Origin of the sequence: Permianibacter aggregans (assembly GCF_009756665.1) — a bacterium.
Taxonomy (GTDB): Bacteria; Pseudomonadota; Gammaproteobacteria; order Enterobacterales; family Permianibacteraceae; genus Permianibacter; species Permianibacter aggregans.
The window spans coordinates 3,529,663-3,552,721 of sequence record NZ_CP037953.1; the positions used below are offsets into that span (position 1 = coordinate 3,529,663).

The window sequence follows — 23,059 nt, forward strand, 5'->3', positions numbered from 1 at the left end:
CCCGCTGATGTTTGCCAATTTCCGACTGTCGATGAGCTGGGTGCATACCTGGTTTGGTCTGTTGTTTGGCTTCGTGCTGATGATCTGTTTCTTTTTCGGCACGCTATCGGTGTTTGACCGGGAGATTGATCGCTGGGCAATTCCGGAAACGCGTTTCGACGCACAGCCGATGCCCTCGTTCGACGCCGTATTGCAACCGGTGTTTGCAAAGCTGAAACCGCATCCGGTCGATATGGCAGCGACAGCCGAGCGCGTGATCGGTGAGCTGCCACATCCGGACACGATGCCGATGACATCGCTGTATGCCTACACGACGCATCGTGATCCGGTGCTGCGTATTGGCGCAGAGTTTGCCATTCCGAACCAACTGAAAGACCCGGCTGACGATCATCTGCATGTGCACGGCTGGGGCACTGTCGATCCGCGCAGCGGTGCGATGCTGCCGGAAGATCGGCTGAAAATTGGCAGTGAATGGTTCTACCCGATGCATTACAGCCTGAACTGGAACTGGAATTACCTCGGCATTCTGATCGTCGGGCTGACCGGTTTCATGATGCTGGTGGCGCTGGTTACCGGTGTCGTTGTGCACCGGAAAATCTTTCGCGAATTTTTTACCTTCCGGCCTTGGAAACGCGCGCAGCGCAGCACACTCGATTTGCACAACATGACCGGCGTGCTGGCCTTGCCGTTTCATTTCTTTTTCGCGTTTACCGGTCTGGTGATCTTCGCCAGCTATTACTATTTTCCGATGTCGACAACGATGCTGAAGCCCTTGCACGATCAGCATGAAATCATCGAAGCGCAGCAAACCGGCCTGGCCCATGAGCCGGCTGGCGTCGCGGCGCCGATGGCCTCGGTTGACGCGATGGTGCTGGAAGCAAAAAGACGCTGGGCTGCACGCGACATGGCTGGCGAAGTCGGCTATCTGTATATCAATCATCTCGGTGATAAAAACGGCTATGTCAGTATTTTCCGTGCTGGCAGCGATCAAGTCGCCCTGGTCGGCCAGGGCGTGCATTTCGAGGCCGCTACCGGGCGCGTCATTCGCGAAGACCCGGCACCGTCGGCGGTTGCCAGCGTCAATGAATTCCTGACTGGTTTGCACCTGCAACATTTTCGCCATTGGTTGCTGCGCTGGCTGTATGTGGTCGGCGGTTTGATGGGCTGCGTCTGCATTGCCACTGGCTTTGTTTTCTTTGTCGAAAAACGCAAACAGCAACACGCGAAAACCGGAAGCCAAGGCAGTCGCATTGTTGATGCGGTCGCCGTCGCAACCGTTACTGGTATCGTGATCGCAGCCGTCGCAATGTTAGTTGCCAATCGCCTGTTGCCGGCCGACATGGTCGGCAAAGGCGAGTGGGAGAAAAACGTGTTCTGGGTTGTCTGGATGTTGGCATTTATCCACGCGGCGATTCGCAGCGGCCCGGTCGCGAAAGCACAGCTGAACCCGGCATGGCGTGAGCAGTGTTGGCTGCTGGTGATGCTGGCAATTGCGGCGGTGGTATTGAATGCCGTGACGACTGGCGATCACCTGATCAAAACGGTATTCATCGACAGCTATTGGCCGGTTGCCGGCGTTGATCTGTCGTTATTGGCGACGGCCTTTATTGCGTTTGTTGCGGCACGACGTTTGGCACGGCATCAGCACGCCAGCGATCAGGCGCCTAACGTCGAGTCGAAGCGCGCGTCGCACGCAGACTTGCAACCGGCAACACTGAAAACATCATTCTGAATCAAGCTCTGGGGTTGAAAGCCGCATGATCTACACACTGGCAGCATTAATCACTGTGCTCGGTTTTGCCTGGCTGGCGTTGGCGATGGAAGAGCATTGGCGCCAGGTACACAGTTCACCACTACCGAGCATTGGCGCTCGGCGCCTGATGCGTATTTTGGGGGCGCTGGCATTGTTGGCATCACTGCTGCTGTGTTTGCGTGTGGATTACGCGTCGATGGCCGTGCTGGTCTGGGTGATGTATCTGGTCAGCTCGGCGTTATTGATGGCGTTGATGCTGGCGTGGCGTCCGCGCTTGCTAAGCATCGCGTGGCCAGTTCGCGGCAGCTGAATTATCGACGAACGGCAAACGCTATTCTCTGATTTGCCGCTACCCACCATTGGCAAGTAGCGGAAGCGTTCAATTCAGCGCTTTCATTTGATCAGACGTTGTGCACCGTTTTCAGTGGAAACGTTGGTCGCGGCGATTGATCCTGATAGTACGGCATCATTTGTGGAACCAGTTTTTGCAATTCTTTCTGACGACGTTCTGGCGCTGGGTGTGTGCTCAAAAATTCAAAGCCATTATTGCCACTTTCTTTCGCCATTTTTTGCCAGAGCGTGACGGCCGCTTGCGGATCGAAACCGGCTTTGGCGGCAATCTCGATGCCGATGCGATCGGCGTCAGCTTCCATTTGCCGGCTGTTCGGCAGCGCCAGCGCCACATTGGCCAAAGCTGCCGCGCCAATGACACTGCGATTGTCCATTTCGGTGGCGACCGCCGTGCCAAGCACCAAGCCATTAACAACCAAATGCGTTGACATTTTTTCTGCCGTGTGCGCGGCCAAGGCGTGAGCGATTTCGTGGCCCATGACTTGCGCGATTTCGTCATCGGTGGCGTTCAGTTTTTGTACCAGCCCGGTGTAAATCGCCATTCTGCCGCCAGCCATGCAATAAGCATTGACGGTTTCCGGGTCGTTAATAACCGCGACGCTCCATTGCCATTGCGCCGTTTCCGGTCGGTATTTGATCGCTTGCGCGACCAACTTGCCGGTGATACGTTCAATGCGGTTAATCAGGGCTTTGTCGGTAGACAGTTTGCCGGCGTCGCTCAACTCATTGACTTGCTGCGCATAGGCTTGCTGTGAGGCCGCGATGGCGCTGTCTTCGGAAACAATCATGAATTGCCGGCGGCCGGTGACAACGCTGGTTGCACAGGCAACCAAGGTCAATGCCAACAGGCCCAGAGATAAACGGCGTAGCCAGATTTTATTCATCGTTTTCTTCCCTTGTTTGTTCATCGCTGTCGGCCGGTTCGCCGTTTTCTTCCGACGACGAAGCCGGCGGCCAACCACCCAAGCCCTGCCAGTGATTGACAATCTGACAGAACAACTCTGCGGTCTGTTCCGCATCGTAAACGGCGGAATGCGCTTCTTTGCTGTCAAATGGCACATCGGCGGCACGACAGGCGCGCGCTAATACCGTTTGCCCATAAGCGAGCCCGGAAAGCGTCGCCGTGTCGAAACTGGTGAACGGGTGAAATGGACTGCGTTTGATGCCCGTGCGTTCGATGGCGGCATTCAAAAACGCCAAATCGAACCAGGCGTTGTGGCCGACCAATACCGCGCGCTGACAACCGTGTTTTTTTTGTGCTTGTCGCACTGGACCAAAAATCTGGGTCAACGCATTTTTTTCATCGACGGCAAAGCGAAACGGGTGGTGGACATCGATGCCGGTGAACGCCAATGCGGCCGCTTCGATATTGGCGCCTTTGAACGGTTCGACATGGGCGTGTATCGATTCGCCGCGATAGAGCTTGCCGTGTTCATCGACTTCAATCAGCACCGCCGCGATTTCCAGTAGCGCGTCGGTTTTGGCATTGAAGCCACCGGTTTCGACATCGACGACGACCGGATAAAAACCGCGAAAGCGCGATGCCAGCAAGCTTTCCTGGGCAGGAACGAGAGTGTGTTCGGTCACGCCGCGCCCACCATGCGAAAGCGCAAGGTTTCCAATGCGCGCAGCGGCACGATTTGCTCATTGCCGAATGGGTAAGTGGCCGGTACGGTCCAATCCGATTTTTCCAGTGTGATGATTTCGGTTGGTCGTTCAACACCGTAAAAATCGGCGCCAAACAGCGAGGCAAAACCTTCCAGTTTGTCGAGTGCATTCACGGATTCAAAGGCTTCGGCATACAACTCAATAGCCGCATGCGCGGTGTAGCAACCCGCGCAGCCGCAAGACGACTCTTTTGCGCCGACGGCATGCGGAGCACTGTCGGTGCCGAGGAAAAAGCGTGGGTTGCCACTGATGGCGGCGGCGAGCAGCGCTTGCCGATGCACTTCGCGTTTCAACACCGGCAGGCAGTAATAATGCGGACGAATGCCGCCCTGGAAAATCGCGTTGCGGTTGTACAGCAAGTGGTGTGCGGTAATGGTCGCCGCGATGTTGTGCTCACTGTCGCGAACGAAGTCGGCGGCGTCTTTGGTGGTGATGTGTTCGAACACCACCTTCAAACCGGGGAAGCGTTTCAGTGTTGGCAACAGCGTGTTGTCGATAAAGGCTTTTTCCCGATCGAAAATATCGACGTGCGAATCGGTTTCTTCACCGTGCACGCAGAGCGGCACGCCGTGTTTTTCCATTTGTTCCAGCACTGGATACACTTTTTCGATGGCGGTGACGCCATGTTCAGAATTGGTTGTGGCGCCGGCCGGATACAGTTTGTAGGACAGCACGGTGTTGCTGGCGGCGACTTGCGCCGCTTCGCGCGGGTCGCTGTTGTCGGTCAGGTACAACACCATCATCGGCTGGAAACTGCTGCCGGCCGGGGTCGCGGCCAGAATGCGCTGACGATAGGCCTCGGCCTGCGCCAGGGTCACCACCGGCGGTTTCAGGTTCGGCATGATCAGCGCTCGTCCGAATTGCTGGGCAGTGTGAAACACCGTGTGCACCAGGCGATCGCCATCGCGCAGGTGTAAATGCCAGTCATCGGGGCGCAGCAGTTTCAGCATGAAATTTGTCCAGTTCGCGAAAATTAGGGGGCAATTATAGCGGTTGCCTTCGCTCGACCCCACTCAAGAATCGCCGCGCCGAGCCGACATAAAGACCAATCCCGCTCAAAAGAGACTGGTCGCATGCGGAGTTTCCTGGCCGCCACGCTGTTGGCCACACTGCTTTCCGGCACAGCAAACGCCGAATTCAAGCGCTTTGCCGCCGAATTGGACGAAGCGAGTTGGAAGAGCAGCCAATCGCCTTTGCATTGTTCGCTGACCCAGCGCATTCCCGGTTTTGGCACCGCGCAGTTCAGCAGTAGCAATGGTCGCCCGAACCTGAAATTCCAGTTGCGCAGCGATTTCTCGCTGCCCTTGGCGGAAGGGCCGGTGACCATGCGCTCATTGCCGGCTGCCTGGGCAGTTGGCGAGGCCGCTGAGGAGCTGGGCGTCACGCCGTATTTCAACGGCAACAATCTGGTGCAACTGAAGGACAAGCAGGCCTGGCGGATGCTGACTGAGCTGTCATTCGGCAAATTTCCAACCTTCTTTTATTCCCAATACGCCGATGGCGCCCACCCGCTGACGGTCTCGGTCTCGGCAGTGCGTTTCACCGAGGGCCATGAAAACTTCCAGCGTTGCCTGCGTCAGTTGCTGCCGTACACCTTCGCCGAAATCGCCAAATCAACGCTGTATTTCGAGTTTGATCGGGTGGAGTTCACGCCTGCGACGAAAAACCGGTTGAATCAAATTCGCAATTACCTGAAGGCAGATTCCCGCATTGATTTGATGGTGATCGAAGGCCATACCGACAGCAAGGGCGGACGCTGGTTCAACTTCGAGCTGGGCCGCAAGCGCACGGAGGCGGTGCGTGACTATTTACTTGAAGCCGGTATCGACCCGAAGCGCGTGCAAATCAAGAGCTACGGAGAGCGCAGACCGGTGGCCAGCAACGAAACTGAGGCAGGGCAGAAGAAAAACCGGCGCGTCGAGGTTACCATCAGCCGCTGATTTCCAGAGGAGGAAGCCATGCGGCTGCTGCATACGATGATTCGGGTCGGTAATCTCGAACGCTCAATCGAGTTTTACACGAAGGTGCTGGGCATGAAACTGCTGCGCCAGCACGACTACCCGGAAGGTAAGTTCACACCAGTGTACTGCGTCGCCCTCGGAGGCGCTTTCAGCGAGTCGCAGGCTGGTCAGCTGCTAGGCGCACTTGCGCAGCAATGGCCGTAGCCCTTGCAAGCAAGTGCAACACCGCAGATGGCCAGCCTGCGACTCGCCCGAAGGGAGCTCCCCCGAAAGCGCCATGACTGCGTTGCAGCGCTTGACAAGGGAATGACCATTGCCTGCGCACTGCGCCTTGTCCTGACACTTTCGGGGGGCTCTGAAAGTGCCTCCGAGGGCGACGCAGTACACTTGTCGGCTACGGTGATGAGCGCGAGCACAGCGTCATTGAGCTGACCTACAACTATGACGTTGGACACTATGAACTGGGTACGGCATTTGGGCACTTGGCCATTGCGGTCGACGATGTCTATGCCGCGACCGAAAAAATCCGGGCTGCCGGCGGCAAAATTGTCCGGGAGCCGGGGCCGATGAAGAACGGCACGACCGTGCTGGCCTTTGTCGAAGACCCCGACGGATACCGGATTGAGCTGCTCAATGAGCGGTGATTGTGACAACAAATTCCGGTCATCGACTGGCAAATCCGTACAAGCAGACTAGGCTTGTAATAGCGTCCGGAAGCTAGCCTTCCGGCGAACAATAAGGGGCCATCAGCCACGACAGGCCGCAGGGAGCGGCCGGTGATTCGGAACCGGCGTTTTCTGTCGATTGCTTTGGGGATTCCGGACACAGCTTTGCGGGCACGCCGACCGGCGTGAAGGCGTCGTGATGGCCTCAAGATGAGCTAACGCGAGGTTGATACATGAACTTGTCGGTAAGCCAGCGCATTGCTGGCGGCTTTGCGGTGGTTTGCGGTTTTCTGCTGATCATCGCTGTAGTAAGCCTGATGAGCTTACGTTCCATCCAATCGGACCTTGAGAAGGTGGCCGACCAGGCCACGCCGATGGTCGTACAGGGCGGCGAACTCTCCACTGGCCTGCTCGAATCGAGCCGCGCTGCCAGCCGTCATTTCAATTCCCAGGATGATGCCGAAATCGCGGCTGCCACAACGTCCTATCAAGAAGCTGCCGATCGCTATCAGCAAGGCTATGCCCAGTTGCAGAAATTGGTCGCCGGCGATGACGAGCTGACCAGCGCGCTGGCTGAAGTTGATGAGCTGGCAAAGAGCTATTTCGAGCGCGTGCCGCAAATGTTTACGGCTCACCAAAACGAATTAGCCTCAGCAAAAAAAGTGCGTTCCCTGCGCGGCAATTTCGAAGACTTGGCTGACACACTCGGCGCTGACTTGAGCGATTTGGCTGAAACCGGCCGCAATGAAATTCGCGCGGTAGCCCGGCGCATCAGCAAGCTGACTGACGAAGGTACGGTAACCGCGATTGACGCGTTAGCCATCAAAAAGATGGCCAGTCTGGAAACAGCCATTCGCGAGTTGGGCTCGCTCGATGAATCGCTGACTGAGCAAATTGCGGCGTTCCGCGCGGCGGGGGGTAATAGCGCAATTCTGGCGGAGTTGGAAAAGTATAGGACGATGCTGGTTGGTCCGGGCAGCATGGTCAACGCCTATCGCACCCAAATTGAACAAGCCGAGCAAGCACGTGAATTGTTTATCACCGCTGAACAGGAATTGGGCGCGACACTGAAAGCGGTCAATGCCTTGTTGGCTGATGTCGAAGCGTTCAAGAATGAAGCGAAAGAGTCGGCACTGTCGGCAACCAGCACCGCCAATCTGATTGTACTGGTTTCCTGTTTGGTGGCATTGGTGCTGGCCGGTTTGATTGCCTTCCAGGTCACTGCGTCCATTGTTTCTCGCCTGAATCGTTTTGTTACCGCGCTCGGTCAGATTGCCAATGGCGACATGACCGTGCGGGTCGATGTGGAAAGCAAAGACGAACTGGGGCATCTTGGTGAGTCGGTCAACACCTTGACCAGCCAACTACGCAAAATGCTGCGTTCGATCACCGATGCATCGCTTTCGCTGGCGTCATCGGCCGAGCAATCGAATGCGATTTCCCGCAGCACCAACGAAGCGATTCGTGTGCAACGTGAACAGACTGAGCAAGTCGTCGTCGCGATGACGGAAATGTCATCGACGGTCGAAGAAGTGGCGCGCAGCGCCGGCAATACCTTGCAGCAAGTCAACAATGCCGATAAAGAAACGTCGGCTGGCCATCGTGTTGTTTCCTCGAGTATCGAAGCGATCAATCGTTTGGCACAGGAAGTGGAAAATTCGGTGCAGGTCATCAATCGTCTGGATAGTTACAGCGATCAAATCGGCACGGTGCTTGACGTCATTCGCGGCATTGCCGAACAAACCAACTTGCTGGCCTTGAACGCGGCAATTGAAGCGGCGCGTGCTGGTGAGCAGGGTAGAGGTTTTGCCGTGGTCGCCGACGAAGTGCGCACGCTGGCGTCACGCACCCAGCAGTCCACCGCTGAAATTCAACAGACGATTGAACGCTTGCAACAAGGTGCGCGCGAAGCGGTGCAGGTGATGGCGCGCAGCCGTCAGGAAGCCGAAGCGTCCGTTTCGCAAACAGCGCAGGCCGGCGAAAGCTTGGGCCGCATTACCCAGTCGATGTCCGTCATCAATGACATGTCGACGCAGATTGCCAGCGCTGCTGAAGAACAAACGGCAGTCACCCAGGAAATGCATCGCAACATGACGCAAATTGCCTCGGCGGCGGAGCGCACGTCTGATGGAGCTGAACAGAACCTGAAGGCGAGCCAGGAGCTGGCGCGTCTCGCCGATGAATTACAAAAGATGGTAAAACAATTTACCATTTGATCGGTCTTATCCCTGAACTGTCACAAAGAGTGAGATGCAATATGAGCAAACGAACCATACTTCTGGCTTTCTGTATCGTGTTTGCCATGGGAACGGTGCGTGCGGATGATGATTTGGTGCGATTGGCAACGGCCTTGTGTGATTACACGAAAGCTAACGACCGCTCCATGCTGCGGAAGAAGCTGAAGGATGCCAACCTGAGCTTACGTCGTATTTATGGCGGCTTGTTGTGCGCCAAAGATGACGTCTACGCCGGTGGCACTTTGCTTCGTACCGCCGTGGCCCACAATGCCGGTGACTCGATGGAATTTATTCTGAGCCAGGTAGGCAGTTCGGCAACGACAACTCCTGAACACGATGGTCGTACGATTATCGACTGGACCGAGGAAGCCGCCAAAGCCGATCCGGCCAAGGCGGATTTGCTGAGCAAGTTGAAAGCGGCTACAGACTGATTTTTTCAGCGCAATAAAAAACGGTCGGCGCGGGAAATCGCCGACCGTTTTTATTTGCAGAACGGAAAACTTAGCCAGCAGCTTTCAGCAAATCGACGACCGCTTTCTTGCTGGCGTCGCCGTTGAACTGTTCGGCCCATTGCACAACGGATTTGCCATCTTGCTCGGGCGCTTTAACCGTATCGGCACCTACTTGCGAAACGATGAATTCCGCCGCGTCGGCCGCGCCATAGGCCACGGTCACGCGCAACAGGCTACCACCAGGGAAAGCACCATCGGCACCGCAGGTGACACCACCGTACACACGGCGCAGTTGCACATCAGCCGATTTCAATTTCTTGCGCAGGTTGGCGCGATCGTTGGCCTTGGTGTAATCGCAAAGGCTCTGCACCAAACGGTCCAAATCATCGGCTTGTGCAGGGGCAACTGGCATCAACGCCGCACAGAACAACAGCCCCGGTATCAGTTTTTGCATCAGGTACTCTCCTAAAAATGTGGGTTGGCATCACAAACACCAAACCCATGGCGAGAGAAGTGTAGAAGGGCTTTTTGAAATTGCCAGGGCGAAAAATAAAAAAGCCCGGTAAACCGGGCTTTCGTGAAAACTACCGCGAATAATCGCTGGAACGTACGTCTATTTTTTACGTCCGGCGGCGGTGGCTTGTGTCACTTTGGTCGGATCGGCACCGCGAGTAATCGCCAGTTGTGCATAGGTGGCTTCGGCTTTCGGATAAGCCGCAGTAGCCAGCGTTACCGCGTGGTAGCGATCGAAGCCAACATCCAATGCTTTGGCAAAGGTTTCTTCCGCATATTGCGGAGCAACCTGCAGGGCAGCGGTCAGGTATTGATCGCGTGCTTGCGGATTGTCTTCATAAGCGAGTTGGCTTTGCCAGGCGTAGCAATGTTCGGCAGAAAAATAACTGCCGGAGGCGTCGGTTTGCGGATTGAATTTGGCCAGCGTCCGGCACTGATCCAAAGCTTCTTGGAAATAAGCATTGTATGGGTTGGTTTCGCCGGCAGCGGCGGCACCACACCACAAACTGCAGCAGGCGGCTAATACAGGTAAGGCATGCTTCATGGTGTTGTCTCCTTAGCGTGTGACTATTCGTTAATCACTTCGCGAGTCTATGCCCAAAGGTTTAAACGCGCAACGTGGTGCCTGCGTGCCAACGCAGGCATTTGAAAATTCGATGTTTATTGTTCCGGTGGCCAGACAAAACCGCTCAATTCCAGTGCGTGCCAAGCCGGTAATTGGGCGTCTGCAGCCACTGGCAAATAAATGCCGATATCCATTGCCGAAGCCATGCGCACGACAGCAGCCATCAACGCCGATTGCGGTCCGGCCTCGTACAAAGCCAAACCGAGTTTCAGGTAATCCGGCCGCCACTGTGGCAAGCGCGTCAGAAAACCGGAACCGAGACTGACACTGTCGATGCCGAAACCGATATCCGCAGCGCGTAGCGGCTGGATATGTTCAAGCAAATCGGGCAGGGCGACGGCTTCTGCTTCACTGATCTCAACCGCAATCGCCTGGCGTTTGCGCAAAGCAAGCAATTGCTTTTGCACCAGCAAGGATGACAGCGCCCGGCCGGTCAGGTTGATGTGCCAAAGCGTTTCATCATTCGGCAATTGCATCAGCGTTTCGATCAGCGCGGCATCGAGCGACTCGGTCAAACCGAGACGATGTGCCTGGCCAAACAATTGGCCGGCGCTGATCAATTCACCGTCACGCGCTGGCAAGCGCGCGAGCCATTCGATCGCCAGTTTTTGTCCGCTGCGATCGGTAATTTGCGCCGGCGTAAAACGGAAGCGCAACTCCTGAATTGCCGACAGCAATTTCTGGCGCCAGTGTTCGGCGGTCAGCGCCTGCCGACGCGGCACTTCGAAAAACTCCAGCTTGCGTTGTTGCGCTTCGTTCAATGCCTGATCGACAGCAGAGAGCACTTCGCTGCTGGTTTCGTGGCCATCAAAATTGATCAAGGCGGCGTGATGTTGAAAGGCTCCCCATTCGGTGATCAATTCCGGTTTCTGTCCGCTGTCGGCAATGCCGGCCCATTCACTGCCGGACAAGCGAAACCAACGCAACTGACCGGAACCCGTCAGCCATTGCCCCAGCTCACGCAATAATTCGTTGGTGCGTTGATAGCCGCGCTCGGCATTCAGCGGTGCGAGATTAGTCAAACGAAATGCCAACACCGCGTAGTGCTGCGCTTTCGCTTCGCGTTCGGCCAATGCGTCAAGAAAAGCCAAGCGATTTGGCAGGCGCGTGGTTTCGTCCAATTGCAGCTGTGACTGAACTTGCGCAATCTGCTCAGCCTGGGCATTGAATTGTGCTTGCACTTGTTGGCTCATATGGCCGAGCGCCAGCGCCAACGGCTGCAGTTCCGACACCACGTTTTCCGGCAGACTCATCGCCGTTTTCTTGTGCACGAAACTGTGTGCCGCATTGGCCATCCGGTGCAGTGGCGCCAAGCTGCGTTTGACCAACAACATGACCAGTGTGATCAACGCCAACAAGGCCAGCGACGAACCGATCAATAAGTCAACAAAGGTGCGCCACAGCGCTGCTTGCGCGTAACCAATATGGGATTCAACCTGGATGGTGCCTTTCTGTTGCCAACCGGCGTTCAGCAAAGCCTCGGCGGACGGCGCTTCAATCGGCAGTGCATCGGCGAACCAGTCCGGCACGGCAGCGGGGTTCGGTCGGCTTTCCCAGCGCTTGACCGTTTCGCCGTTGACGTTGTGCCATTCAATGCGTCGGTAGTAGCCGCGATCAAAAACTGCCGCAATGATGCGTTCGGCCATCACTTCATCATTGGCTTGCAACGCGCTGGTCAGCGAAAGTGCCAAACTGGTGGCCGTGTCTTGCGCGTGGCTTTCCAATTGCGCACTCAAGAACCGGCGTGTGCTTTGCGTTTGCAAAAACAAATTGACGCCAGTGGCGATCAGCAGCAGCAGCGCCAATACCCATTGCAGTCGTCGCGTCAGAGACATGATTACTCCTTGGTTTTCTTCTTCAGGAATGGCGCCTGGGAAAAATCTTTGGCGAGCCGACCCATGACATCATTCCACATCGACAGTCGATCGCTCTTGCCGACCAACTGCCCCTGGCCGCGCTCTTTCGCGAGCCAGAGATCACTACCATTGAAACTGTAAACCGGCGCCAAATCCGGACGCTCGGACGCCGGTTTGATTTCGTCGATCAAGTTATCGAGCACCAGCGGTTCGGCGTCCGGTGTCGGATAATAAGTCAGCACCATATGGGCTTGATTCAATTCGATGGCTTTGACGTAGGTAATGCGCAGTTTTTCTTCCGGCAGGCCGAGCGCAATCAGGGTCAGGTATTTGGCGATAGAGAAATCTTCGCAGTCGCCACCATTGGTCGCCAGCATTTCGATCGGCGTTGCCCAATAATCGGTTTTCTGCCAGTGATCGATATCATCGATGAAACGGATTTGATTGAAGAACAGATTGACCCGTTGCAATTGCTGCAGCTGCTGATCGGCATTCGGTTGCAGCAAATCCTGCCAGGACAGCAAGCGTGATTTGGCGTCCGTGCCGTATTGTTTTTCGACTCGCGCCAATAGCTCCGGCGCCAGCTTGACCGGCGTCAGTGCCAACAGACAGGTCAGAAACAACGCCAGCAGTGGCCATGACGGTTGGTGCAGGGCGGTCCGGAATCGGCAGCGCACGAATACGATTTATTGGTTATCGAATGCTTTCAAGCATAGCCCAAGATCGAGGAGGCAGCTTCCACCTCAGAGTTGATTGCGCAAACCGAGATCTTCAGGGTAGGGGGCAAAATAATACTGCTCCTGCAGATAGTCGCTGGGGAAGCGACGCAGGATATTCTGCAGCAGCGTGATCGGCACGATCAGCGGCACCTTGCCGAGCCGATACTGATCGATGCATTCATTCAGTTCCGATTTGTCGTCCGCTTGCAACTCGGTTTTGAAATGACCCATGACATGCTGCAGCACATTGGCCTGACGTTTGCGGTTCGGCTTGCGCGTCAGGCAGCTCATGAATTCGGCAAGATAGGCTTGGCGCCAGCTTTCCGCTTGTTCATTTTTTATCCCGGCCACCATTCGGCCCAGGCGTCGATAGCTGGCTTCGTTATGCGACATCAACAGCAATTTGTGGCGAGTGTGAAATCGGATGATGGCAGCCGGTGTAAAGCCTTCGTCGGCCAGTTGTTGCCAGCGGGCATAGGCAAATACCCGGGTAATAAAGTTTTCACGCAGCACCGGGTCGTGCAATCGGCCTTCCTCTTCCATCGGCAAATGCGGAAAGCGCTGCTGCAGTTGCTGGGAAACGAGACCGGCCTGATGCAGTGGGGCGCCGTCTTTGGCTTCATACAGCCGCACCCGATCCATGCCACAGCTCGGGCTTTTGCTTTTCCAGATGTAGCCGGAAAATTCCTGTGCCGATTCACCGATCACATTGGCGTAGTGCCGCAGTGGCTCGGTGACATCGAGCTCCGGATTCTTGACGCCCTTGACTCGCACTTCACCTCGTTGATAGACCAGCCGGATCGGCGGACGCGGAATGCCAAGCCCGATGGCCACTTCCGGGCAAAACGGCGCAAAGCGAAAATAACGGGAGAGCTGATCGTTGATGAACGGATCGCGTTTGTGGCTGCCGTCAAAGCGGACATTCTGGCCGAGCAGACAACTGCTGATGCCGAGCGTAATCGGTTGCGGCAAAGGTTCGAAACGAACAGCGCGGTGCGGCATGGAACGGTTTATCCGTCTTCGGTTTCCGGGGGCAGGGATCTTTTACGGCGACCGGCCAACAGCCGATCTTCAGCGGCTTCAACGTCTTCCGGAAAGCCCATCAGAATCAGCGTATCGCCAAAGCGTAATGGGTCGGTGCGGGAAGGATATTCAAACTCATTTTCACCACGGCGCAATGAAACGATTTCGACACCAAGGTGTTCCAGATCCAGATCGCTTAGGGTGCGGCCAACGGCGCGGGCATGCAGCGTCAGCTTGACGGCGTGACGCTGCTGCGGGTGACGTGTAGCCTCATGAGTAACGTTGGCGCCAGCGCCGAGATAAAAGCCTTTCAGTTGTCGATAGCGTTCGCGCCGCGCTCGCTGCACGCGTTGCAGCACCCGTGATACCGGCACTTCCAGCATCACCAACACATGCGAAATCAGCATCAGGCTGCCTTCGAGAATTTCCGGCACCACTTCGGTGGCACCGCCTTCGCGCAACTCATCAAGATGATGATCATCGCGGGTACGCACCATCACCGGCACGTCTTCGCGCAGTGCTCGTGTGGCCGAAACAATTTGTTCGGCATGTTCAATATTGTCGACGCAGACGACCACCATGCGTGCCCGCTCGACACCGGCGGCGCGCAGAATTTCCTTGCGGCTGGCATCGCCAAAGAACACGTTGACGCCAGCTTGGCTGGCTTCCTGCACGCGCTGACTGTCGCGATCGAGTGCGATATTCTGAAAACCTTCCCATTCGGTGAAACGATAAACCAGCTGACCCACGCGGCCGAAACCGCAGATAACGATATGGTCTTCGAGTTCACCGGTCGCCGCTTCGATGATCGTGACCGGTTTGACGTCGTCTTCAAGCCGGTGTTTTCGGCGCAGCAGAAAATCAGCGATATTGGTCGAGTGACGCAGAATCAGTGGTGCGAGCAACATGCTGGCAATACTGGTGGCGAGCACCACCGCCAGCGTTTCATCGGTCAACAAACGGTGGTCGGCCGCCAATGCGAACAAGGCAAAACCGAATTCGCCGACCTGGGCCAGCACCAGACTGGACAACACGGCCTCACGCTGACGCTCTTTCAGAATCATCAGGCTGACGTAAATGACGCCGGCCTTCGCGGCGATGATCAACGGCAGGGCAATGGCGATTTTCTCGGCGTGCTCCACCAACGCTGCCAGTGACAGCAGATTGCCGATACTGATGAAAAACAGGCCCAACAGGACATCGCGAAACGGTCGGATTTCCGCTTCAATTTGATGCTTGTGCTGGCTTTCGCCGAGCAGTGTGCCGGCCAGAAACGCGCCGAGCGCCATCGACAGTCCCAGTGTCTCGGTGACTTCGGCCGCGACCAGTGTCACCAGCAGGCAAACCAGCACGAACAATTCGTCACTGCCTTTTTTCGCTACCCAGTGAAACAGCGGCGGCAACACTTTGCGACCGGCAAATACCAACACGATGGCCGCGGTGATGCCTTTGGCAAAGGCCATCAACAGGTTCTGCGCCAGATTGCCATCGACGGGTGCGGCCAGCGCCGGCACCAGAATCAGTAATGGCACCGCCACCAAGTCCTGAAACAGCAATACCCCGATGGCATTGCGGCCATGGCGGGTGTTCAACTCACGTTGTTCACGCAGTTGTTTCGACACCAGCGCGGTTGATGACATTGCCAGCGCAAAGGCAATGACGACCGCTTGAGTAATGGTGAAATTCAGGAAAAACGCCAGCGGCAAAAAACCGATCAGGGCGGAGCCAAAAAACTGCGAGGGACCAAAGGCAAACACCGCGCGTTGCAGGCTTTTCAGTTGCGGAAAGGAAAATTCCAAACCGAGCGTGAACAACAGGAACACCAAACCGAGCTCGGTCAATAGCTTCAACTGCGCGCCGGCTTCGAACAGGTCGTAACCGAGTTCACGCAGCGCGATACCGGCGGTTAGATAGCCGAGAATCGCGGGTAGCCGCCAGCGCATCAGCAAGGCGATCGCCAGCGTCGTCAATGCCATCAGAATAATCAGCTTCAACAGCATGGAATGGCTCGTGCTCCCTCAAACACCTGAAATTCGCGCTTAATTGCGCGAAAAGACGTATTTTTCCCGGCGCACTGAGCGCACACCAAAACCGGCGGCTTTCAGCATCGCATAGGTTTCATCGACCATTGCCGGGTTGCCGCAAAGATAGACCAAATCGCGCTCCATGTTGGGCACTAGCGCGGCCAGCCGGGCGGTGACCCGACCGGAGAATTCATCTTTTGTTTCGGCCCGCTGGCGCGACAGGCACAGGGAAAAATGAAAGTTTGGATGGGCTTTCGCGGTCGCGCGAAAATCGTCCAGATAAAACGCTTCCTGACGCTCACGGACACCAAACAGCACATGCACTTCCAGCCCTTGCTCCAGCCATGGCCGCAATTGATGCAGCATTGATCGGTAGGGTGCGACACCGGTGCCGGTCGCCATCAGGATCAACCGACCGGGTTTTTCTTCCGGTAACACCAACTGTCCCAGCGGGCCGGCATAGGCAATCTCGGCGCCGGGTTTGGCCTGCCAAATCCATTTGGTGGCGCGACCGTTTTCGACAAAGCTCGCCACCAGTTCCAGTACCTGCGCGTCCAACGGGTTGTCGGTCAGTGTTGCAATACTGTAGCTACGTTTCAGGATATCGCCGTTTTCATCGGGGATGTGCAGTGAAACGAATTCACCGGGACGAAACGCAAAGTTACTGCCGTCGGTTTTCTTGAAGCGTAGAACGCGGGTGTTGGCGCTGATCGGTGCATTTTCGACCAGTTCGATGGGAAACGTTTGCATAGTGGTTGAATTCCATTGATGGCTTGTACCAGTTTAACGTAAATCGGTGAAATGCCCCAACGCAGCGACCGTATGGCGCTTGCCCGCTGTTGGTGCCGCGCGTCATGTCGCTATCGGCACGGAGATTTGCTCAATGTGGTGCTCGGCCGCTGCGCCGGTTCAGGCGCAATTCAGTTAACAAGGAAAGATCAAGACCATTCGGTAATTTGCACGCGTTCCGGTGTTGTTGATTCAGTATCGATTCAGCGCCTCAAGCCTTAAATGACATCAAGCAAGTTCAATCAACCGGAGTGTTGTCTATGAAAACCTTGATTGTCGGACTCATGGCGGCGAGCCTGAGTGCAGGCTCATGGGCGGCCAGTGAAAGTGCCGCCGACTATGTCGAGAGCAAAAAAACGGCAGAAACGCGAATCGCGAGCTGGAGTGCGGCGCCTGTCGATCTCAGTCAGGCAACGAGCAACAGCGTTCAGAAATCGAATGGCATTATATGGCATGCAGACAAAGCGCAAACACCGGTAGAGAAACGCGCAACCCAACCACAACAGTCATCACGCAGTCACTATTTCACATTATGGGATGCCGGTCGCGAAATGATTCGCGACGATGATGATGACGGTTATTACGCGCGCTTCAAGATTCGTTTCGATGCCGACGTCAGCATTGGTGATGCGCTGGTCTACGCCAAGCTTTATATTCGCCGGGTGGGTGACTCCGGGCCGTGGTTGCGCTATTACACCACCAATGACTTCTGGATTTATGGCACCAGCGGTACTGACGACTACTATGTCGACACCATTCTGACTGGCGGTTATCCAACCGGTTACTACGATGTGCTGATCGATTTGTATGAAGTGGGTTATGACGGCATTGTCGCGACAATTGGCCCGGCTGAAGACAGCAGCCTGCGTGATCTGGCTTTGGAACAAGAAGACTTTGATCGGCCATTGCATTATCTCGGTGTGCACATCAATGATGCCCGCACCGAGCTGCTCGAAGATCGGGATGGCGACGGTTACTATTCGCGCTTCAGTGTGACCGTTGATCCGGACATGGATAATGGCACCGGAGAAGTCTATGCGATTGTTTATGCCCGCGCTGCCAGCGGTGCCTGGCTCGAAGAATTGCGTTCCGATCCATTCCCGGTTTACGTCAACAGCGGTGCCGATGCTTACCAATTTACTGCTGAATGGCAGCAAGGATATCCAACCGATCACTACGATTTTCGCATTGAATTGGTTGATACCTTGACCGGCTATGTGGTGGCATCGGTAGGCAGTGAAGATCCTTCGCTGTCGCGGGTACCGCTGGAAGATCAAAGCCGCGATCAACGGCCGTCACCGCCACCACCAGGTGGTGGCGATTCCGACAGCGATTCGCGTGGTTCGGGTGGTGGTGGCAGTATCAGTTACGGTCTGGTGTTGTTGCTGTTGGCGCTGCTCTGGCAACGCTCAACGGCGGTACGCACCGCGGCCGCCAACCCAGATGTCCGCTTGATCCCGAGAAAATGATCGCACTTCGCTGTACAGGCGGCTCGGTGACGGCGGTGTCATCCAGTCGCCTTGAGCAATGGTCAAACGAATGATACCGGTGCGCTGATGCAGTAACGCGGTCAGCGCACCGGCCGCCATGCCGGTGGCCGACTCTTCATCAATACCGAACGCTGGCGCAAACATTCGGGCCGCCGCGTCGTAATGTCCACTTGCGGTTTGCACAAAAACATAAAAACCAATCAGGCCATGCGCCATCGACAATTGTTCGATCGCTGCCTGCGAAGGGCGCAGTGCCGCCAGTTGTTCTCGCTCGCGTAATTCCAGCAATAGAAACGGCGCACCCGTGCTGACCATCGCCGGCGCACTGGCCAGCGGCATCTGCGCCGGATCGAGGCCAAGGCTGTGCAAAGCTTGGGCAATCACCACCTCATCCGGAGACGGCGAAAAACGTGGCGGTGCCACCTGCATCCAGATCTGATCGGCATTCACTTCAATGATGCGTTCGCCGGCATTCAATACTTTGATGAATTCCCCCTCGCCAATCAGTCCTTTTGATCGTAACAGGCTGAATGCGCCAATCGTGGCATGGCCGCAATCGGCAATCGGTTTATTCGGCGTGAAAAATTGCAGACGAATGCGGTTGCCATCAATGCCATCGACAAACGCGGTTTCCGAATAACCGAGCTTGGCAGCCAGCTTTTGTTTTTCCTGCTCACGCATTGCTCCGCTATCAAGTACCACCCCGGCGGGGTTGCCGCCATTGCCGTGTTCATCGGTAAAAGCCATGGTCAGAAAGCTTGGGGGTTCGGCAGACATGAGGTGGTATTTCCTCTAGTTGGTGAGGTTGTGAACCGTGGTGTTGATTACCTTACAAGTTCTTGTTGGGAGATCAAGAAAACAAAAGGAAACACTATGTCGCCAAATGCGTGTTTTTATGGCAAGGAGAACCGTCTGATCCTGATGACCAGCTTGGCAATCAGGAAAGGCTGGATTTTATGGCAAGCAAAACGCGAGAATGAGTCCTCAATGCAAAAGAGGCTTTTTCGTTGGCTGTTATCTTGGGAATTGACCCCGGTTTCCGAACCACCGGTTTTGGTGTCGTGCGGATGCTCGGCAGCAAACCACAATACGTCATGTCCGGCTGTATTCGTGTCGCGGAACTGCCGTTGGCCGAGCGTCTGCGCACCATTTATGACGGCATCAAATCGGTGATACTTGAATGTCGGCCGGACGAAGTCGCCATCGAGCAGGTGTTCCAGGGTAAAAACGCTGACAGCGCGCTGAAACTTGGTCAGGCACGTGGTGCAGCGATTGTCGCTGCGGCGGAAGCGGGCATCGCGGTGTCTGAATACTCCGCTCGACAGGTCAAACAAGCCGTGGTGGGTACCGGTGCTGCCGATAAAACCCAGGTCCAGATGATGGTCTGCAAGCTGCTGAATCTCGATGGCGTGCCGCAAGCCGATGCTGCCGACGCCATTGCCATCGCCTTGTGTCACGGCCACGGCATGAATAATCTGGTGCACAATGCCGGCCTGATGCTGACTCGGCGTCGGCGCGGCCGGATGCGCTGAGTCGTCATTATTCCAATAAACAATGATTTCAATGAGGTAGCTCATGATTGGTCGCCTGCGCGGCGTATTGGTGGAAAAGCGGCCACCGGAAGTGTTGGTCGAATGCCACGGTGTCGGTTATGAGGTGCTGGTTCCACTGTCGGCGTTTCCTTCATTGCCGGATGCCGGCAAGGAAGTGACGCTGCACTGCCATTTTGTTGTGCGCGAAGATGCCCAGCTGCTGTTCGGCTTCCACGACAAGGACGATAGGGCGATGTTCCGTGAGCTGATCAAGGTCAATGGCGTAGGCCCGAAGCTGGCATTGGCAGTTCTCAGCGGGCTGCCGCGCGATGAGTTCGTGCGCTGCATTCATGATGGCGATTTGAAATTGCTCAGCAAAGTGCCGGGGGTTGGTAAAAAGACCGCCGAGCGCCTGGTCATCGAAATGCGCGACCGCCTGAAGGACTGGGATGTGCCATCGATTCTGCAACCGGTAGCAAGCGGTACTACTGTCTCCCAATCCTCGGCAACCCAGGAAGCGGTCAGCGCCCTGGTCGCGCTTGGCTACAAACCGCAGGATGCGTCAAAAGTCATCAGCCAGGTGGAAACCGGTGGCGAAAGCGCCGAAGAACTTATTCGCCTTGCGCTGCGACACATGGCAAAATAACGCAACTCTCGGATTTTGCTGAAAAAATACATTGGTACCCATGCAAAATCGGGACTGGCGCACATGGAACTTATATAAGAGCTGATAGTCTCTGGCTCCATTGGGCGCCGTCAGGAATGCAAAGTCTGCTCGGACGCATCATTGGCCGCCTGATCGCGGCTTTTCAGGGCTATAGACCGCAATAACGATGATAGAAACCGATCGCCTGGTCACTGCGAGTGGCAGCAAACAAGAAGATCATGTCGATCGGGCTATCCGGCCGACCCGGCTGGCCGACTACACCGGCCAGGAGCCGGTGCGTCAGCAGATGGGGATTTTTCTGGAAGCGGCTCGTGGTCGCAAAGAAGCACTCGATCATGTGCTGATTTTCGGCCCCCCCGGCCTCGGCAAAACCACGCTCGCTTCGATCATCGCCAACGAAATGGGCGTCAACATCAAGCACACCTCTGGCCCGGTGCTGGAAAAAGCCGGCGACTTGGCCGCGATGCTGACCGGTCTTGAGTCCAACGATGTGCTGTTTATCGACGAAATTCATCGCCTGTCGCCCGTCGTGGAAGAAATTCTCTATCCGGCGATGGAGGATTATCAGCTCGACATCATGATTGGTGAAGGCCCGGCTGCCCGCTCCATCAAACTCGATTTACCGCCGTTTACGCTGATTGGCGCGACGACCCGTGCCGGTCTGCTGACTTCGCCGCTGCGTGATCGCTTCGGTATCGTTCAGCGTTTGGAATTTTATTCGGTCGCCGATCTGACCCAGATTGTGTTGCGCTCAGCCAGTTTATTGAAAGTGCCGATGGACGCCGCCGGCGCTCATGAGATCGCTCGCCGGGCTCGCGGCACGCCGCGCATCGCCAACCGTTTGCTGCGCCGTGTGCGCGATTACGCTGAAGTCAAAGCCAATGGTCATGTAACCGAAGACGTCGCGGCGCGCGCGCTCGATTTACTCGATGTCGACATGAACGGTTTCGATACGATGGATCGCAAGCTGCTGCTGACCATCATCGAGAAATTCGATGGCGGTCCGGTGGGGCTCGATAGTTTGGCAGCGGCGATTGGCGAAGAACGCGACACCATTGAAGATGTGCTGGAACCGTTTCTGATTCAACAAGGTTTTATCCAGCGCACGCCGCGCGGCCGTATGGCGGCAAAATTGGCATATCAACATTTTGGTTTGATTCCGCGCGCCCAGAGTGGTGAGCTGTTCAACGGAGAATCGGCATGACGCCGTTTGTATTTCCGGTGCGCGTCTATTACGAAGACACGGATCTGGCTGGCGTCGTCTATTACGCCAATTACCTGAAGTTTTATGAGCGCGGCCGTACCGAGATGGTGCGTGCCATTGGTCTTGATCAGGCCATGTTGATTGAGCAAGGGCTGGCGTTTGCCGTGGCCCGTGCCGAAGTCGATTACCTGAAATCGGCGCGCTTCAATGACGCGCTTGATGTTGTTACCGAGGTGGAGCGTTTTGGTCGCGCTTCGGTCACCTTCAAGCAGCAAATTCGTTTGAGCAATGACCCTGAAACCATTTTGTCACGCGCCATCATCAAAGTGGCCTGCGTGACCGTCAATGATATGAAGCCGGCGGCATTGCCGGAATTGTTAGTGAAGGAGTGGCAAGCGTGACCCACGATATGTCCTTTATCGGACTGTTTTTGAATGCCAGTTTGTTCGTGCAGCTGATCATGGTGTTCCTGCTTTTCTTGTCGGTGGCGTCGTGGACGATCATCATTCAGCGCCAGCGTGTGCTTGGCAAAGCCCGGCAAGAGATGGAGCAGTTTGAGGAGAAGTTCTGGTCCGGTGTCGATCTGAACAAGCTCTATACCGACTTGTCATCGCGCAACAAGGAAAACGCCGGCCTGGAATTGTTTTTTACCACCGGCTTTCGTGAATTCGCCCGCCTGCGCGCGCAAACCAGCACCTCACCACAAGCGGTCATGGACGGTACTCATCGTGCGATGAAAGTCGCTCATTCGCGTGAAGTCGACAAGCTTGAGCATCATTTGTCCTGGCTGGCGACCATTGGCTCGACCTCGCCGTACATCGGTTTGCTTGGCACCGTTTGGGGCATCATGAATTCGTTTATCGCGCTCGGCTCGGTCAAGCAGGCGACGCTGTCGATGGTGGCACCCGGTATCGCCGAAGCGCTGATCGCCACCGCGATCGGTTTGTTCGCAGCGATCCCGGCCGTTATTTTCTATAACCGCTTCAACCATATCGTGCAAAAACTGGAAACCCATTACGAAAACTTCATTGATGAGTTTTCCGGCATCCTGCACCGCAAAGCGCATAGCGCCCAGACCCGCGAGTAATACTGATGGCCAAACCCCGTCGCCGCCAGATGGCAGAAATCAACGTCGTGCCGTATATCGACGTGATGCTGGTGCTGCTGGTCATTTTCATGATCACGGCGCCATTGATCACCCAAGGCGTCAGCGTCGATTTGCCGGAAGCCGAATCGGAACCGGTATCGAGCGAACAGGAAATTGCTGTGATTAACATCGATCGCAGTGGCAACCTGTTTTTCACCGTCGGTGCCGATACCACCGGCCCGCTGGAGTTTGAAGAGCTGTTGACGATGGTACGCGCACAAAAAGAAGTGAAGCCACATATTCGCTTTGCGCTCGGCGGTGACCGCTATACCGAGTACGGCAATGTCGTCAAAGTCTTTGTCGCGTTGAAAAAAGGTGGCATTGAAAACGTTGCACTGATGACTGATGACTCCGCGCTTGGCAATGGCAAACGCAAGTAACGG

At 55.8% G+C, this 23,059-nt stretch carries 23 protein-coding genes and 2 pseudogenes; 14 read left to right on the forward strand and 11 right to left on the reverse strand.

Going from position 1 to position 23,059, the window contains the following annotated elements; translation table 11 throughout:
• The first annotated feature begins 7 nt into the window (after positions 1-7).
• Both E2H98_RS15920 and E2H98_RS15925 read left to right on the forward strand, forming a co-directional pair.
• Positions 8-1,732 (forward strand): PepSY-associated TM helix domain-containing protein, encoded by a 1,725-nt coding sequence (locus tag E2H98_RS15920; protein ID WP_133590611.1) that lies wholly within the window; start codon positions 8-10, stop codon positions 1,730-1,732.
• A gap of 25 nt (positions 1,733-1,757) precedes the next feature.
• Positions 1,758-2,063 (forward strand): DUF3325 domain-containing protein, encoded by a 306-nt coding sequence (locus tag E2H98_RS15925; RefSeq protein WP_133590613.1) that lies wholly within the window; start codon positions 1,758-1,760, stop codon positions 2,061-2,063.
• A gap of 91 nt (positions 2,064-2,154) precedes the next feature.
• Here the strand turns inward: E2H98_RS15925 and E2H98_RS15930 are convergent, their stop codons facing one another.
• The 3 genes and pseudogenes from E2H98_RS15930 to pyrC form a co-directional block, all read right to left on the reverse strand.
• Positions 2,155-2,988 (reverse strand): M48 family metallopeptidase, encoded by an 834-nt coding sequence (locus tag E2H98_RS15930; protein WP_133590618.1) that lies wholly within the window; start codon positions 2,986-2,988, stop codon positions 2,155-2,157.
• Positions 2,989-3,058: 70 nt separating this feature from the next.
• Positions 3,059-3,691 (reverse strand): annotated as a pseudogene (gene rnt / locus E2H98_RS15935) (ribonuclease T); the annotation flags it as partial.
• Positions 3,688-4,722: a dihydroorotase gene (gene pyrC / locus E2H98_RS15940; RefSeq protein WP_133590622.1), complete on the reverse strand. Its 1,035-nt coding sequence runs from the start codon at positions 4,720-4,722 to the stop codon at positions 3,688-3,690. The pseudogene rnt and the gene pyrC, both read right to left, overlap by 4 nt.
• Positions 4,723-4,845: 123 nt before the next feature.
• Between pyrC and E2H98_RS15945 the strand changes: the two genes are divergently transcribed.
• From E2H98_RS15945 to E2H98_RS15965, 5 genes and pseudogenes are all read left to right on the forward strand, one after another.
• Positions 4,846-5,712, forward strand: coding sequence for a flagellar protein MotY (locus tag E2H98_RS15945; RefSeq protein WP_133590624.1), 867 nt, complete (start codon positions 4,846-4,848; stop codon positions 5,710-5,712).
• A gap of 18 nt (positions 5,713-5,730) precedes the next feature.
• Positions 5,731-5,937: a VOC family protein gene (locus E2H98_RS19550; protein WP_133590626.1), complete on the forward strand. Its 207-nt coding sequence runs from the start codon at positions 5,731-5,733 to the stop codon at positions 5,935-5,937.
• Positions 5,938-6,122: 185 nt separating this feature from the next.
• A pseudogene (locus E2H98_RS15955) lies at positions 6,123-6,377 on the forward strand (VOC family protein); the annotation flags it as partial.
• A gap of 254 nt (positions 6,378-6,631) precedes the next feature.
• A complete protein-coding gene (locus E2H98_RS15960; RefSeq protein WP_133590632.1) occupies positions 6,632-8,614 on the forward strand; it encodes a HAMP domain-containing methyl-accepting chemotaxis protein in 1,983 nt (660 codons plus the stop codon).
• A gap of 41 nt (positions 8,615-8,655) precedes the next feature.
• Positions 8,656-9,066: a DUF3718 domain-containing protein gene (locus E2H98_RS15965; protein ID WP_133590634.1), complete on the forward strand. Its 411-nt coding sequence runs from the start codon at positions 8,656-8,658 to the stop codon at positions 9,064-9,066.
• Between the two features lie 70 nt (positions 9,067-9,136).
• Here E2H98_RS15965 and E2H98_RS15970 read toward each other — a convergent pair whose 3' ends face one another.
• The 7 genes from E2H98_RS15970 to E2H98_RS16000 form a co-directional block, all read right to left on the reverse strand.
• Positions 9,137-9,541, reverse strand: coding sequence for a DUF3718 domain-containing protein (locus E2H98_RS15970; RefSeq protein ID WP_133590636.1), 405 nt, complete (start codon positions 9,539-9,541; stop codon positions 9,137-9,139).
• A gap of 159 nt (positions 9,542-9,700) precedes the next feature.
• A complete protein-coding gene (locus tag E2H98_RS15975) occupies positions 9,701-10,144 on the reverse strand; it encodes a hypothetical protein (RefSeq protein ID WP_133590637.1) in 444 nt (147 codons plus the stop codon).
• Positions 10,145-10,260: 116 nt separating this feature from the next.
• Positions 10,261-12,060 (reverse strand): bifunctional diguanylate cyclase/phosphodiesterase, encoded by a 1,800-nt coding sequence (locus E2H98_RS15980; protein WP_133590639.1) that lies wholly within the window; start codon positions 12,058-12,060, stop codon positions 10,261-10,263.
• Positions 12,061-12,062: 2 nt separating this feature from the next.
• Positions 12,063-12,758 (reverse strand): transglutaminase-like cysteine peptidase, encoded by a 696-nt coding sequence (locus E2H98_RS15985; RefSeq protein ID WP_133590641.1) that lies wholly within the window; start codon positions 12,756-12,758, stop codon positions 12,063-12,065.
• 66 nt (positions 12,759-12,824) lie between these two features.
• Entirely contained in the window at positions 12,825-13,802 is a 978-nt protein-coding gene (locus E2H98_RS15990; protein WP_133590643.1) for a DUF523 and DUF1722 domain-containing protein, read from the reverse strand.
• 8 nt (positions 13,803-13,810) lie between these two features.
• Positions 13,811-15,823 (reverse strand): monovalent cation:proton antiporter family protein, encoded by a 2,013-nt coding sequence (locus E2H98_RS15995; protein ID WP_133590645.1) that lies wholly within the window; start codon positions 15,821-15,823, stop codon positions 13,811-13,813.
• A gap of 39 nt (positions 15,824-15,862) precedes the next feature.
• Positions 15,863-16,597: an FAD-binding oxidoreductase gene (locus E2H98_RS16000; protein ID WP_133590647.1), complete on the reverse strand. Its 735-nt coding sequence runs from the start codon at positions 16,595-16,597 to the stop codon at positions 15,863-15,865.
• Positions 16,598-16,896: 299 nt separating this feature from the next.
• Here E2H98_RS16000 and E2H98_RS16005 point away from each other — a divergent pair, with 299 nt between their 5' ends.
• Positions 16,897-18,105: a choice-of-anchor H family protein gene (locus tag E2H98_RS16005; RefSeq protein ID WP_133590649.1), complete on the forward strand. Its 1,209-nt coding sequence runs from the start codon at positions 16,897-16,899 to the stop codon at positions 18,103-18,105.
• Here the strand turns inward: E2H98_RS16005 and E2H98_RS16010 are convergent.
• A complete protein-coding gene (locus tag E2H98_RS16010) occupies positions 18,046-18,903 on the reverse strand; it encodes a PhzF family phenazine biosynthesis protein (protein WP_157591417.1) in 858 nt (285 codons plus the stop codon). The two genes, E2H98_RS16005 and E2H98_RS16010, sit on opposite strands and share 60 nt — an antisense overlap.
• Positions 18,904-19,133: 230 nt before the next feature.
• On the opposite strand from E2H98_RS16010, the gene ruvC reads away from it, so the two are divergent.
• The 6 genes from ruvC (at position 19,134) to tolR (ending at position 23,056) form a co-directional block, all read left to right on the forward strand.
• Positions 19,134-19,658, forward strand: a complete 525-nt coding sequence (gene ruvC, locus E2H98_RS16015) for a crossover junction endodeoxyribonuclease RuvC (protein WP_133590653.1) — start codon at positions 19,134-19,136, stop codon at positions 19,656-19,658.
• A gap of 43 nt (positions 19,659-19,701) precedes the next feature.
• Positions 19,702-20,304, forward strand: coding sequence for a Holliday junction branch migration protein RuvA (gene ruvA / locus E2H98_RS16020; protein ID WP_133590655.1), 603 nt, complete (start codon positions 19,702-19,704; stop codon positions 20,302-20,304).
• A gap of 187 nt (positions 20,305-20,491) precedes the next feature.
• Entirely contained in the window at positions 20,492-21,529 is a 1,038-nt protein-coding gene (gene ruvB, locus E2H98_RS16025) for a Holliday junction branch migration DNA helicase RuvB (protein WP_133590657.1), read from the forward strand.
• Positions 21,526-21,930, forward strand: coding sequence for a tol-pal system-associated acyl-CoA thioesterase (ybgC, locus tag E2H98_RS16030; RefSeq protein WP_198325151.1), 405 nt, complete (start codon positions 21,526-21,528; stop codon positions 21,928-21,930). The genes ruvB and ybgC overlap by 4 nt, the downstream gene beginning before the upstream one ends.
• Positions 21,931-21,938: 8 nt before the next feature.
• The gene (gene tolQ / locus E2H98_RS16035) at positions 21,939-22,616 is read left to right on the forward strand and encodes a protein TolQ (RefSeq protein WP_198325329.1); all 678 of its coding nucleotides are present in this window, start codon (positions 21,939-21,941) and stop codon (positions 22,614-22,616) included.
• A 5-nt stretch (positions 22,617-22,621) separates the two neighbouring features.
• On the forward strand, positions 22,622-23,056 hold the full coding sequence (gene tolR, locus E2H98_RS16040) for a protein TolR (protein WP_133590663.1): 435 nt from the start codon (positions 22,622-22,624) through the stop codon (positions 23,054-23,056).
• The last annotated feature ends 3 nt before the right edge of the window (positions 23,057-23,059 follow it).

Coding starts and splice junctions, on each gene's coding strand:
- ruvA (WP_133590655.1), top strand. CDS start 19,702: ATGATTGGTCGCCTGCGCGGCGTATTGGTGGAAAAGCGGCCACCGGAA.
- E2H98_RS15960 (WP_133590632.1), top strand. CDS start 6,632: ATGAACTTGTCGGTAAGCCAGCGCATTGCTGGCGGCTTTGCGGTGGTT.
- E2H98_RS15920 (WP_133590611.1), top strand. CDS start 8: ATGTTTGCCAATTTCCGACTGTCGATGAGCTGGGTGCATACCTGGTTT.
- E2H98_RS15975 (WP_133590637.1), bottom strand. CDS start 10,144: ATGAAGCATGCCTTACCTGTATTAGCCGCCTGCTGCAGTTTGTGGTGT.
- E2H98_RS15995 (WP_133590645.1), bottom strand. CDS start 15,823: ATGCTGTTGAAGCTGATTATTCTGATGGCATTGACGACGCTGGCGATC.
- tolR (WP_133590663.1), top strand. CDS start 22,622: ATGGCCAAACCCCGTCGCCGCCAGATGGCAGAAATCAACGTCGTGCCG.
- E2H98_RS19550 (WP_133590626.1), top strand. CDS start 5,731: ATGCGGCTGCTGCATACGATGATTCGGGTCGGTAATCTCGAACGCTCA.
- E2H98_RS15980 (WP_133590639.1), bottom strand. CDS start 12,060: ATGTCTCTGACGCGACGACTGCAATGGGTATTGGCGCTGCTGCTGCTG.
- E2H98_RS15990 (WP_133590643.1), bottom strand. CDS start 13,802: ATGCCGCACCGCGCTGTTCGTTTCGAACCTTTGCCGCAACCGATTACG.
- E2H98_RS15970 (WP_133590636.1), bottom strand. CDS start 9,541: ATGCAAAAACTGATACCGGGGCTGTTGTTCTGTGCGGCGTTGATGCCA.
- E2H98_RS15930 (WP_133590618.1), bottom strand. CDS start 2,988: ATGAATAAAATCTGGCTACGCCGTTTATCTCTGGGCCTGTTGGCATTG.
- ybgC (WP_198325151.1), top strand. CDS start 21,526: ATGACGCCGTTTGTATTTCCGGTGCGCGTCTATTACGAAGACACGGAT.
- E2H98_RS15925 (WP_133590613.1), top strand. CDS start 1,758: ATGATCTACACACTGGCAGCATTAATCACTGTGCTCGGTTTTGCCTGG.
- E2H98_RS16010 (WP_157591417.1), bottom strand. CDS start 18,903: ATGTCTGCCGAACCCCCAAGCTTTCTGACCATGGCTTTTACCGATGAA.
- E2H98_RS16005 (WP_133590649.1), top strand. CDS start 16,897: ATGAAAACCTTGATTGTCGGACTCATGGCGGCGAGCCTGAGTGCAGGC.
- tolQ (WP_198325329.1), top strand. CDS start 21,939: ATGTCCTTTATCGGACTGTTTTTGAATGCCAGTTTGTTCGTGCAGCTG.
- E2H98_RS15945 (WP_133590624.1), top strand. CDS start 4,846: ATGCGGAGTTTCCTGGCCGCCACGCTGTTGGCCACACTGCTTTCCGGC.
- ruvB (WP_133590657.1), top strand. CDS start 20,492: ATGATAGAAACCGATCGCCTGGTCACTGCGAGTGGCAGCAAACAAGAA.
- E2H98_RS15965 (WP_133590634.1), top strand. CDS start 8,656: ATGAGCAAACGAACCATACTTCTGGCTTTCTGTATCGTGTTTGCCATG.
- pyrC (WP_133590622.1), bottom strand. CDS start 4,722: ATGCTGAAACTGCTGCGCCCCGATGACTGGCATTTACACCTGCGCGAT.
- E2H98_RS16000 (WP_133590647.1), bottom strand. CDS start 16,597: ATGCAAACGTTTCCCATCGAACTGGTCGAAAATGCACCGATCAGCGCC.